The organism is Microcoleus sp. B4-D4 (genome assembly GCF_036705185.1).
Lineage (GTDB): Bacteria > Cyanobacteriota > Cyanobacteriia > Cyanobacteriales > Microcoleaceae > Microcoleus.
On record NZ_JAUBTX010000019.1, the window covers coordinates 91,976 to 105,053 of the forward strand.

The following is a 13,078-nucleotide window of genomic DNA, read 5'->3' on the forward strand; positions in this document are numbered from 1 at the left end:
AAAATACAAAAGCAGCTAAGTAGATTTGAGCCAAATTTGAGGAAGCGACTGTGACAGAAAAAAATACCGCCCAATGGGATGCCGGCAGATTTGTCAAAACCTTGGCTTATTTCGGCGTTATTCCCTTCATTGGCAGCATTAGCTGGCTGCAACAACTGTTCGGAAGCAGCAGCAACCAGAAAAAAGACGAACCCAAACTCGTACTCGTAGCCGGTGCGACTGGCGGGGTGGGAAAGCGAGTTGTCAAGCGGCTGCAACAGCGGGGATATAAAGTCCGCTGTCTCGTCAGAGATACCAAAAGAGCAACAGAAATTCTCGGCAAAAATGTCGAATTAGTCGAAGCAGATATCACTCTCGCCGAGACGCTAACGCCCTTAGTAACCGAGGGCGTAGATGCAGTTATCTGCTGCACCGGCACCAAAGTTCAACCGGTAGAAGGAGACACCCCAACCAGGGAAAAATACTATCAAGGCATCAAGTTTTATATGCCGGAAGTTGTGGATGTTCCCGAAATAGTTGAATACAAAGGCATCAAGAATTTAGTGCAAGCTGTTCGCAGCCAGCTCGTTAAAGCAGGCGAAAAAATAATTTTTGACTTCACAAAACCTACCCAAGATTTAAAAGAAACTTGGGGCGCTCTCGACGATGTTGTGATGGGCGGCACTAGCGAAAGTTCGATCGTCCTTACAGACTGTACAGCTATCTTCACCGGCAATGTTTCCACCGCAAACTCCGGCGGCTTTGCTTCCGTCCGCACGCGAAACTTCGATTCTCCCCTTAATCTCACAGGATTTAGCGGCCTCCAACTGCGGGTAAAAGGGGATGGTAAGCGCTACAAGTTGATTGTCCGCAGCGAGGCTAAATGGGATGGTATTGGCTATAGCTATTCGTTTGATACTGTTTACAATACTTGGATTACTGTCACCGTTGCCTTCGATCAGTTAATTCCAGTATTCCGGGCGAAAACTGTGAAAGATGGCTCGAAATTAGATCCGAGCAATATTTATTCTTTTCAGTTAATGCTGAGCAAATTTGAATACGACGGCGGGCTGAATCCCAAATTTACACCGGGCGTTTTTCAACTGGAATTAGAATCTATTAAAGCTGATGGCGGGCAGAATTTGCCGCGATTTGTGATGGTGAGTTCGGCTGGAGTGACGCGCCCGGGCCGCCCTGGACTTAATTTGGAAGAGGAACCGCCGGCTGTCAGGATGAATGATATGTTGGGGGGAATTTTGACTTGGAAGTTGAAAGGTGAGGATTGCGTGCGATCGAGCGGCATACCTTATACTGTTGTCAGACCTTGTGCTTTGACTGAAGAAGCGGGCGGCAAAGCTTTGATATTCGAGCAAGGAGACAATATTCGAGGTAAAGTTAGTCGGGAAGATATTGCAGAATTGTGCGTGCAAGCTTTGTCAGAACCGCAGGCTTGTAAGGTTACTTTTGAGGTGAAAGAGGGGGAAAATTCTCGTTCTCCGGGAGATTGGGAGGGTTTGTTTTCTGGAGTGAAATAACAATCATGGAATAAGATTAAACGAACCGCGAAGACGCAAAGAACACGAAGGAAGAGGAAGAAGAAGATGCAGTTCTTCCTTCGCGCTTTTCGCGTCTTCGCGGTTTAATCATTCCGATGAAACTAGATTTGGTATGATGAGTAAAATAATAACTAATAACTAATAACCAATAACAACTAATTTATGCATTTGAATTTTTTCCGACGAAATCTGACGCCTTATTTGTTTTTGTTTCCGGCTTTATTTATTTTGACTTTAACGGTTTTGTGGCCGGCGGTGCAAGCTTTTTATTTGAGTTTTACTAATTACGAATACGATTTAACTCAAATGCCTCAGTGGGTGGGTTTGAAGAATTTCGATCGGTTGTGGCGCGATCGCACTTTTTGGCAAACTTTGACCAATACGCTGCTGTATCTGATCTGTGTAGTGCCTGTCTTGGTTGTTCTACCGCTGGGAATGGCCATTTTGTGCAATCAAAAGCTGCGGGGGATGAACTGGTTCCGGGCAGCATACTACACGCCTGCGGTGATTTCGATGGTTGTCGCCGGGATTGCTTGGAAGTGGCTGTTTGCTGAAACTGGATTGCTGAATCAGTTCGGGGAAATGTTGGGTTTACCTCCAGTTTCTTGGCTGGCAAACCCCAAGGTGGTACTCTTTAGCGTGATGGCAGTTACTATCTGGAAAGGCTTGGGTTATTACATGGTGATTTATTTGGCGGGGCTGCAATCTATTCCGGCAGAACTTTACGAAGCTGCTGCGATTGATGGTTCGGAAGGTTTGCGGAAACACTGGGATATTACTGTGCCGCTGATGAAGCCTTATTTAGTTTTGGTGGCGGTGATTTCGGCGATTTCTGCTACTAAGGTTTTTGAAGAAGTTTATATTATGACTCAGGGCGGCCCTCGCAATAGTTCTAAGACTGTTGTTTATTATCTTTACGAACGGGCTTTTAAGGATTTGGAAATTGGTTATGCTTGTACCATCGCCCTAGTGTTATTTTTGCTGATTTTAGGTTTGTCGGTTTTGCAAGTTAGCCTTCAGGGTTTGACTCGCAATGATTGAGGAGTCATTAGTCATTAGTCATTTGTCATTAGTCATTGGTCATTTGTCATTAGTCATTGGTAATTTGTCATTAGGAAGAAGATGAGACGGCGGTTTTAAGCGCCCGTCATTCAACCGCGTCGGCGCGTGAGTATTTGTGTTGACGCGGTTTCAACCGCCAAATCTCATTTAAGTAAAATTTAGCCCATTACTTGTTCCCAATCATAGGCAAGTCCCAAGCCTGCTTAAAGATTAAGTTAAATAACTAATGACAAAGCTCTGAGACTTGTACTAAGCTTAAGTATATCTCGGAAGTTTTGCGATCGCCCGCGCCGACCACCCCTCTCACACAACTAATTAACTTTCGTCAATAGTACAACTCGTGCAAATTGGCTGCAAACCCTTTAACTTCAAATTTATTAAACTATGATTTTACTCACAGGCTATAAAATCACCGAAAAGATTTACTCTGGTGTCAATACTGTGATTTATCGGGGAATCTGGCAAGAACTGGATTTGCCAGTCATCGTTAAAACCTTGAACAGCGAATATCCGACTCTGGAAGAAATTACTCGCTTGAGACATGAATATAAAATCCGAACTCATCTGAAAAATATCGAAGAAATTGTCAATTGCTACCGTCTAGAAACTAATCAGAATGGTGTAGCGCTGACCTTAGAAGATTTTGGAGGATTGGCTTTATCTAATTTTTTAATTACGACCAAACTTGACTTAAAACAATTTCTGGAAATTGCCGTTCGACTAGCCAAAAGTTTAGGTAAAATTCATCAAAACCAAATAATTCACAAAGATATTAAACCGCACAATATTATTATCCATCCCGAAACCTATCAGGTCAAAATTACTGACTTCAGCATCTCATCGGGCTTGGTTCGAGAAAACGCAACGGCTAGCTATCCCAATTTGCTCGAAGGTACGTTAGCTTATATTTCGCCGGAACAAACTGGTAGAATGAATCGGGCAATTGATTACCGCAGCGATTTCTATTCGTTGGGTGTTACTTTTTACGAGATGCTGACTGGTGAATTACCGTTTAGCGCGATCGATCCTTTAGAATTAGTTCACTGTCACATCGCTAAAATCCCCCCCACTCCCCGCAGTTTGAAGCCGGAAATTCCCGAAGCAATCTCTGCCATCGTGATGAAGCTGTTGGCGAAGATGGCGGAAGATAGGTATCAAAGCGCTGACGGGCTGAGATTTGACCTCGAAACTTGTCTGGCGCAACTACAAGCTACTGGCAATATATCTGATTTTACTGCCGGAAATGCCGATCGCGCCGGTCAACTCCTCATCCCCCAAAAACTCTACGGTAGAGAAGCTGAAGTCGCCGCTTTACTAGCCGCCTTTAACCGAGTTAGCGGTGTAGAAAACAATATAAATTCCCATGCTGGCGTAGAAATAATCCTCGTTTCCGGTTATTCCGGTATCGGCAAATCTTGCTTAGTAAATGAAGTTCAAAAACCCATTGTTCGGCAGCGCGGCTATTTCATTTCTGGTAAATTTGACCAATTCAAGCGCAATATTCCCTACGCTTCTCTGATTCAAGCATTCCAGTCATTGATTCGGCAGTTGCTAACAGAAAGTGCAGCATCTATCCAGACTTGGAAACAAAAATTGCTAGCCTCTTTGGGAACCAACGGCAAAGTTGTCACAGACGTGATTCCCGAAGTCGAACTAATTATCGGGAAACAGCCGGAAGTCCCGCAATTGGGGCCGACAGAATCGCAAAACCGATTTAATCTGGTGTTTAAACAATTCATTAGCGTTTTTACTGCCAAACAACACCCGCTAGTTGTTTTTCTCGACGATTTGCAGTGGGCAGATTCCGCATCGCTGAAATTCATTGAACTGCTAGTGACCGATTCAGAAAGCAAATATTTGCTGCTAATTGGAGCCTATCGAGATAACGAAGTCAGCGCCACCCATCCGCTGACTCAAACCATCGAAAACATCCAAAAGACTAGGGCGGAAATGCCCGAAATAGTCAGCAATATTGTTCTTAATCCCTTAGATTTTAATCATGTACAGCAATTGATGTCCGAAACTTTAGAAAGCCAAATTTCCGAAGATATTAAAATTTTAGCAGAGCTACTTTTTAACAAAACCCAAGGAAATCCCTTCTTTTTAAATCAGTTAATCAGAACTCTTTATCAAGAAACACTGTTAGTTTACGATCTTCAATCCAGTACGTGGCAGTGGGATATCGGCCACATCCAAGCAATCGGGATTACTGACTGCAATGTCGTAGAGTTAATCGCTCGAAATATTCGGAAGTTGTCGGCTGCAGCGCAGTCAGCCTTAAAATTAGCGGCCTGTATTGGCAATCGATTTAATTTAGAAGTCCTGGCAATTGTCAGCCAAAAATCTCAAAAAGAAACAGCATTAAGTCTCTGGGATGCTCTTCAGGCAGGGCTAATTTTGCCGCTGAGCAACGATTACAAAATTCCGCTGGTTTTTGAAGGTTCGGAAACCGGGCTGTCCGGGCTGCAAGATGTTAAGGTTGGCTACAAGTTTTTGCACGACAGAGTGCAGCAAGCAGCTTATTCTTTGATTCCCGATGAGGCCAAGCAAGCAACGCACCTAAAAATCGGTCAACTGCTGCTGGAGAATACTCCCGTCTCCGAGATTGAAGAAAATGTCTTTGATATTGTCAATCAACTTAATTTTGGTGTTGAATTACTCACAGAAAAATCCGAAAAAGATGAACTGGCAAAACTGAATCTGATTGCTGGTAAAAAAGCTAAAGCATCCAATGCTTACGAAGCTGCTGTCAGATATCTCAATGTCGGTTTGGCACTGATTAATTCCCCTCATTCCCCCGTAAGTATAGGATCGAGTTGGCAGACGGATTATGAGTTGACGCTTAACCTGCACGTAGAAGCAGCGGAGGCTGAATATCTCAATACTAACTTTGGGCGATCGCAAGAATTAGCCGATCTGGTTCTGCACCAAGCGACAAACCTGCTCGACAAAATTAAGGTTTACGAACTGCAAATCCAGTCTTATATGTCTCAAAACCAGATGCTAAAAGCCATCGATACTGGTTTAAAAGCTTTGGAAATATTGGGATTTACTCTGTCAAAAATTACCCCAGAAGGTCTGGTTGGAATTAAGTTGCCTCCACTTGAAGGACTAGAAAATATTCCGGTAATGACTGATAGCTATCAGTTGGCCGCAATGCGGATACTCTCGGTTCTTCTTTCTCCTGTTTTTGTAGCAAAACCAGAACTCTTGCCGCAGATTATCTTCACAATGGTCAATTTGTCTATGGAACGCGGTCATTCAGCACTTGGGGCGATCGCATATAGTTGGTATGGCTTGTTGCTGGCTGGTGCATTAGGAGAGATAGAGGCTGGATATCATTCTGGACAGCTAGCTTTGAAGTTATTAGAGGAATTCAATGCTCAAGAACTTAAATGTAAAGTTTACGAGGCGTTTAACAATTTTGTCCGACACTGGAAAGAACACGTCCGGGAGATAATTTCACCCTTAATAGAGAGTGTTCAAATGGGTTTAAAAACGGGAGATTTAGCCTATACAAGTTATGCTGCTGTGGGCATTTCTTTTGCACTGTTTGTGATTGGAGAACCGCTAGAAACTGTAGAAAAAAAACAACTAAAATACTTCACTATCACACAAAATATCAAACAAAAACATTCGCTAATATTGCAGGGAGTCTGGGGGCAAATTGTTTTAAATTTGTTAGGAATTTCTGCGAATAAATATGAATTAATCGGTGATAAATTTAATGAAGCGGAAATGTTGCCTAGGCTGCGACAAGCTAACAATCATATGTCACTTTTTCATATTTATTTGGCGAAATTGCTGCTTTTTTACTTGTTCAAAAAACCAGAACAAGCAGTTGCTAACGCATCTTTAGCAGCCAAATATGCACCAGCAGCAATTGGCTTCATGATAATCGGTACGCACAATTTTTACTATTCCCTCGCACTCCTGGCTGTGTATCCAACTGCTGACAGTGCAGCACAAGAAAAACACTTGCTACAAGTAGCAGCGAATCAGGAAAAAATGCAGAAATGGGCGCACCACGCACCGATGAATTATCAGCACAAATATGAGTTAGTCGAGGCAGAGAAAGCGCGGGTGTTGGGAGAAAAAGACCGGGCGATAGATTATTACGATCGCGCAATTAAACATTCCGGCGAACAGGGATACATTCAGGAAGAAGCTTTGGCTAATGAATTAGCCGCCGAGTATTATCTCTCTCTTGGTAGGGAGAAAGTTGCTAAGGTTTACATGACGGATGCTTACTACGGTTATATCCGCTGGGGTGCGAATGCTAAGGTTGCTGATTTGGAGGAACGATATCCGCAGTTAATTGTACGGATGCCGGAAAGTGAAAGTTTAACCATGAGTAACCAGACTGTGACTGCAACTTCTGCAACGGTTATTGGCAGTCACAAAGCTTTAGATTTCGCGACAGTTATGAAAGCATCTCTTGCCATCTCCGGCGAAATTGTCCTTGATGCTTTGCTGGCAAAAATGATGCAGATTTTGCTGGAAAATGCGGGTGCCCAAAGTGGGTGTCTGATCGCGCCGAAAAACGGTGATTTTGTGATTGAGGCTGCGGGAGAAGCGGGCGCAGATGTGCGGGTGCTCTCAGGCGCGGGCTTGGATTGTGCGTATCCGCGATCGGTAATCAATTTGGTCGATCGCACTCACGAAGATATTGTCCTCCACGATGCCTGCAGCGAAGCAATTTTCAACAGCGACCCCTACATTATCGAACACCAGCCGAAATCGGTGTTATGCGTGGCGATCGTCTATCAAGGCAAATTAACAGCCATCCTTTATTTAGAAAATAATTTAATCGCCGGCGCTTTTACTCCCGATCGCTTGGAAGTATTAAAGCTGCTTTCTTCCCAAGCTGCGATCGCCCTGGAAAATGCCCGCCTTTACACAAACTTAGCAACGGCGAACCAACAACTAGCAGAATACAACCTTACCCTAGAAGCAAAAGTCAAAGAACGCACCCAAGAATTAAACGAAAAAAATGCCCTGCTTTGCGAAGAAATTCAAGAACGCCAAAAAGCAGAAGCCAACGCGCGAGATGCCAGCCGCGCCAAAAGCGAATTTTTAGCTAACATGAGCCACGAATTGCGAACGCCCCTCAACGGCATTTTAGGTTACGCTCAAATATTTAAGCGCGACAAACATTTCTCAGCCCAACAACAGGAGGGAATTGGCGTTATTCACCGCTGTGGCGAACACTTGCTCGCTTTGATAGAGGATATTTTAGACCTTTCTAAAATCGAAGCTAGAAGAATGGAACTCGTGCCAACAGAATTTAATTTTCCCGATTTTATTCAAAGCATAACTGCCATTTTTAGCATCCGAGCAGGTCAAAAAAATATAGCTTTTAATTGCGAATATCTTTCATCTCTTCCCGCTACAATCTTGGCTGATGAAAAGAAGTTACGGCAAATTTTAATTAATTTAATTGGCAATGCAGTTAAATTTACTGAAAGGGGTGGAGTTACTTTTAAGGTTTCCGCAGTCGATTGTGTAAAGGATGGAACCCAGACTGAAGTCCTGACTGCGAACGTGAAGATTCGGTTTCAAGTAGAAGACACGGGAATTGGCATCCCTGCCGATGAATTGCTAAAAATATTTGCACCTTTTGAACAGGTAGGTAATAGTCCGCGCCATACTGAGGGAACAGGCTTAGGATTGGCGATTAGCAGCCAATTAGTGGAGATTATGAGCGGTGAATTGAAAGTAGAAAGCACTTTAGGCAGAGGTAGCATTTTCTCCTTTGAGTTGGAGTTGCTGGCAGTTGACAACCCAGCTCAAAATAATAAGTATTATCCCAAAAATATTAAGGGTTTCAAGGGTGCTCATAAGAAAATTTTAGTGGCGGACGATCGGTGGGAAAATCGCTCGGTTTTAATTCATCTACTGGAACCGTTGGGTTTTGAAATAATTGAGGCGACCAACGGTCAAGATTGTGTGAATAAAGCTCTAGAATTTCAACCGGATTGTATTTTGATTGATTTGGTGATGCCGGTGATGGACGGATTTGAAGCGATGCGGCAAATTCGCAAGTTGCCCCAACTGCAAAATGTGGTAGCAATCGGCACTTCTGCTAGTATTATGGAAGCGGAAAAGCAGGAAAGTCTAGCAGTAGGATGCAATGCTTTTATTCCCAAGCCGATCAGGGCTGAGGAACTTTTAAATTGCTTGCAAGTTCATTTGGGCTTAGAATGGATTTGTGAGGAGCTGCAATACCCGAACGCAGAATCTGAAGTTTTTCACAACCAATCTCAAATTCAGCGTGAAGAAATCATTGCTCCTCCGGCAGAGCAAATCAATTTACTCTTTGAATTAGCCATGATGGGTGACTTAGGAGGTATTCAAAAACAAGCAGAAAAATTGGCACAACTTGATATTAAATATGTCTCTTTCGCCAACCATCTCAATCAATTAGTAAAAAGTTTTGAAGAAGAAAAAATCTTAGAATTTGTAGAGCAATACAGGAATTAGTGAAAATATGAGTATTTTATCTTGGGAAGAAAGCGCAATTTTGATCGTTGATGATAACCCGAATAATTTGGCAGTGCTGTTTGATTTTTTGACGAAATCGGGGTTTAAAGTGTTGGTGGCGCGGACGGGAGAGAGCGCTATCAAAAAAGCTGAATACTCGCTGCCGGATTTGATTTTGTTGGACGTGCTAATGCCTGGAATTGATGGCTTTGAAACTTGCCGGCGTTTGAAAGCTGGCGATTTGACAAAAGAGATTCCGGTGATTTTTATGACCGCGCTGAATGAGACGGAAGATAAGGTAAAAGGATTGAGTTTAGGGGCCGTTGATTACGTTACCAAGCCGATTCAAAATGAAGAAGTTTTAGCTCGCGCTAAAGCGCATTTGAGCGTCTGCAAGCTGACTCAAAAACTTCAGCAGCAAAATGTGCAGATGGAGCAGGAAATTGTCGATCGCAAACAAGCTCAAATTAACCTGGAACAACTGGCTGCTGAGTTGGAACAACGGGTGGACGATCGCACTGTGCAACTTTCTCAAGCCAACCTGCAGCTACAAGCAGAGGTTAACCACAGGCAACAAATACAGGAAAATTTGCAGAAGTCCCTGCACGATCTCAAGCACGCTCAATCGCTACTAATTCAAAGCGAAAAAATGTCGGCTTTGGGGCAAATGGTAGCAGGAATTGCTCACGAAATTAACAATCCGGTGAATTTTATCTGCGGCAATCTCAATTACGTTCGCGATTATGCTGAAGATCTTCTCAAGGTTCTCGAACTTTACCAACAGCACTATCCCGATCCGGTACCGGAAATAACATCAACAGCAGAAGCCGTGGAGCTAGAATTCATCCAGCAAGATTTGATGAAAATACTCAGCTCGATGCAGATAGGCGGCGATCGCATTCGCGAGATAATTCTGTCTCTGCGGTATTTTTCGCGGCAAGAAGGGCGAGAAATGGAGTTGATTGATATTCATGAAGGTATCGACAGCACGCTGATGATTTTGCACAATCGGCTGAAATTTAAGGCGAACCGTCCCGCGATTGAAGTTATTAAAGAGTATGACCCCAATTTAAAAAATGTAGAGTGCTGCGGTGGGGAAATCAATCAGGTATTTATGAATATTTTAGCTAATGCGATCGATGCGATAGAAGAATCCTGCAGTGAAAAAAAATTCGAGGAAATTAAAGCAAATCCCTACGTGATTCGGATTTGTACGAAAGTCAGCAACTCCAACACGGCAATCATTAAAATTTATGACAGCGGGCCGGGAATGAGCAAGGAGTTGTGCGATCGTATTTTTGACCCATTTTTTACCACAAAGCCGATCGGCAAAGGTACCGGAATCGGCTTGTCAATTAGCTGGCACATTGTCACAGAAAAGCACGGCGGCAGTTTGCAGTGTTGTTCGATACCAGGCCAAGAAACCGAATTTGCGATCGAACTTCCAATCCGACAAAAAGCGCGACAAATGGCGGCCTCCGGTGTCCAAATTGGAGGCCGTTAACCAATCGCAGATTAGACATCTTGCATTCATACCATATCCGGTCAATTACCATAACAAAAGCCGTTCGTAGTGCGGACAGTCATCCACATTACGAACCTTGACAATATCGGCATTAAAAGAGCATTGCATCGGCCTTCAATCTGCGTTTTACGTATTAATCAAATATTTATGCAATTGCTCACCTAGAGTAACAACAAATAAACCTATAAATCCGGCTGTTCCTGATGATCTTCCGCAGAACTCGGGTCTAATTCCCACCGATCTTCATCTCGGTGATCGAGCATATCTGTTGTGTGCAAAATAGCTCCGTCGGCCATTTCAATGCCCGCCGCAGCTCCGAGTTCGTCAACCATATCTTGGTCGGGAGTTGGAGCGCTTCCCCCCACCAATTCCTCGCCAGTAGCACGTTCTTGTTCCGCCGCCGCAACCTCGCCATCGTCGCCGCTGAGTTGGGAACTGCTCGAACCGTATTCCGAACCGCTGTCGTTCAAGGTTGTGATTTCATATTGGTTCAATCCCGGTTCAACGATAACGCCGGTGCCGTAAGATTCGGTAATTTCTTGAGGCAAATCGCTGGAATTCTCGCGCTCTTCTGTTATTTCTTCAGCTCGTTTCTTTGGCTGTACCACGATATTTTCTCCTAATTTCTTTGGATTTTATTCAATCGTTCGGAATTTAGCTATTGGCTTTATCTAAATATTCATTAATTGCCAAATGCTTTAATTAATTGTCAGTATAACTGCTTTTATTTTTTTTAGCTTCTATCCCAAGAAATATCTTGATTTGGATCTGCTACAGCGGTTCGATCGCGTTGTGAGATATGCCCTATGCCCTATGCCCCATGCCCTATGCCCCATCCCTCCACTTCGCTCCGCCCCAGGCCCGATGGCACCTTATCTTTCTGAGAAATGTTATATTTCATTGGGAATACAAAAAACATCGCCCATTTGAAAGGGCGATGCTTTTTCTAAGTAGCGCTAACTCTATTCGGGAAAATCAGGAATTACCCATTTGGGAGGTTCCGTCCGTTTCCTTCTGATCGCTTCCTCTGCCATTTCCAGCATTTTGTCAAGAGAGGTATTTTCAATAAAGTTTGACGTTGCCGCCGCGTATTCTCGCTTCGGGCATTTGTCGCCCAAAACGCAGCCATTGACGCAAGCTACAGCACAATCGACAGTGTTCTCCACCATAACTTTTTTCCTTTCACAGTTCCAACAACAAGCAGGCAGATGCTCTTGGTGAATTTGTCAAGAGACTGCCCTTTGTCTTCATTTTACTTTACAAATAGTCGTTAATGTCGATCGCCCGGGCAAAACTGTTTTGACACTCAGGGCGCGTGAATGCACTCCTGATTCTTGGCTCTACGAACGACTTTAAAACCCACTATCCACAGCGGCAATGCTTAAACCAATTAACCGTGCAGTAGCACCAATTAACGAGCCTAACTTAGTGAATCTCAGAGAGTCTATCTCCCCAAGCGTAGTAGGATACGAACCTACTGTTTGGGCGTGCCCCGCCCTACACTTCCTGTCAAAAGTATTAGTTCTCTGATGGTGGGATGTTATTTTTTAATCCCTAGCTGTTTTAAGAGTTTTCGCCGCTCTTTGCCCAAAATTTGACGCCTAAAAGTGTGTCTCTCAACCGTTTCACGATGGCGAAGGAGTTCAACCTTGACAATTATTATAATCATAGCACCTTAAAAGTCGTCAAGCTGATCGTGGGGTTTTAGCCCCAAATTTCTGATAAAATCAAAGCAACCTACCGAATCTGCCGATCGTGAGTAATTTTCTGCGCCGCTTAAAACTGTTACCTTGGCGAGAAATGCTGCAAATTGCCGCCCTCGTCAACTCAATCGTGATTGGAGTTGAGCTATTTTTAGCCTGGGGTTTCACGCAATCGCGCGCAATCCGCAACGTCGTGACGCTTCTCTACGGCTCCTCCCTCGGAATATTGATACCTTTCGTTGCCGCAGTGGGAATGGGAGCCTTAGCAGTGTACTTTTTAGAGCATTGGCACCAGCAATATTTGCTCAATAAAATTAATTTGTGGGTTTTAGTTTTGTGCGTGCTCTTCGGTTTGGTGTTAAAGTCATTTCTGCCCATACCTCCTTTGTTAGCAAGTTTATCGGAAGCCGCACTCATCGGAATTACGGTAGGAGTTTTTTGGAAAGGCCGGCCTTATTGGCGATAGTTTTTAGTCATTAGTCAGTAGTCAGTTGTTAGTTGTCATTAGTCAGTAGTCAGTTGTTAGTTGTCAGTTGTTAGTTGTTATTGTAGGGTGCGTATTTTTTGGGTTTAGTACAAAAAGCTCTGGTTTTCTCTGATGACGCACCCTACTAATGAGATTAAAGAAACCGGGTTTTTTACCGATATTGCTCGTTACCAGGCTGTGCCTGGTAATGCAGGTGCGGAGGCTCTGCCTAGGCTGTGTACTTTGTTCGTTTTTATGGTAAAGTATTTCATACAATAATAGTGTAAAAAAAGAGTGTAGCTCT

7 protein-coding genes are annotated in these 13,078 nt (G+C 43.7%); 5 read left to right on the top strand and 2 right to left on the bottom strand.

All coding sequences use genetic code 11. From position 1 onward, the window contains the following. Window positions 1–50: 50 nt before the first annotated feature. The 4 genes from QUB13_RS16140 to QUB13_RS16155 all read left to right on the top strand — a co-directional run bounded on the left by QUB13_RS16140 (window position 51) and on the right by QUB13_RS16155 (window position 10,584). The gene (locus tag QUB13_RS16140) at window positions 51–1,514 is read left to right on the top strand and encodes a CIA30 family protein (protein ID WP_333382429.1); all 1,464 of its coding nucleotides are present in this window, start codon (window positions 51–53) and stop codon (window positions 1,512–1,514) included. 183 nt (window positions 1,515–1,697) lie between these two features. Then, window positions 1,698–2,576 (top strand): carbohydrate ABC transporter permease, encoded by an 879-nt coding sequence (locus QUB13_RS16145; RefSeq protein ID WP_333087298.1) that lies wholly within the window; start codon window positions 1,698–1,700, stop codon window positions 2,574–2,576. Between the two features lie 405 nt (window positions 2,577–2,981). After that, window positions 2,982–9,080: a hybrid sensor histidine kinase/response regulator gene (locus QUB13_RS16150; RefSeq protein ID WP_333382432.1), complete on the top strand. Its 6,099-nt coding sequence runs from the start codon at window positions 2,982–2,984 to the stop codon at window positions 9,078–9,080. 7 nt (window positions 9,081–9,087) lie between these two features. Then, window positions 9,088–10,584, top strand: a complete 1,497-nt coding sequence (locus tag QUB13_RS16155; protein ID WP_333382434.1) for a hybrid sensor histidine kinase/response regulator — start codon at window positions 9,088–9,090, stop codon at window positions 10,582–10,584. Window positions 10,585–10,787: 203 nt separating this feature from the next. Here the strand turns inward: QUB13_RS16155 and QUB13_RS16160 are convergent, their stop codons facing one another. Together QUB13_RS16160 and QUB13_RS16165 are read right to left on the bottom strand one after the other, a co-directional pair. After that, window positions 10,788–11,213 carry a DUF6335 family protein gene (locus tag QUB13_RS16160; protein WP_333382436.1) on the bottom strand — a complete coding sequence of 142 codons (426 nt, stop codon included), beginning with the start codon at window positions 11,211–11,213 and terminating at the stop codon, window positions 10,788–10,790. A gap of 354 nt (window positions 11,214–11,567) precedes the next feature. Next, window positions 11,568–11,774 carry a hypothetical protein gene (locus QUB13_RS16165; protein WP_194009348.1) on the bottom strand — a complete coding sequence of 69 codons (207 nt, stop codon included), beginning with the start codon at window positions 11,772–11,774 and terminating at the stop codon, window positions 11,568–11,570. 586 nt (window positions 11,775–12,360) lie between these two features. Here QUB13_RS16165 and QUB13_RS16170 point away from each other — a divergent pair. Continuing rightward, window positions 12,361–12,774, top strand: a complete 414-nt coding sequence (locus QUB13_RS16170; protein ID WP_333382439.1) for a peptide chain release factor 1 — start codon at window positions 12,361–12,363, stop codon at window positions 12,772–12,774. Window positions 12,775–13,078: the final 304 nt, after the last annotated feature.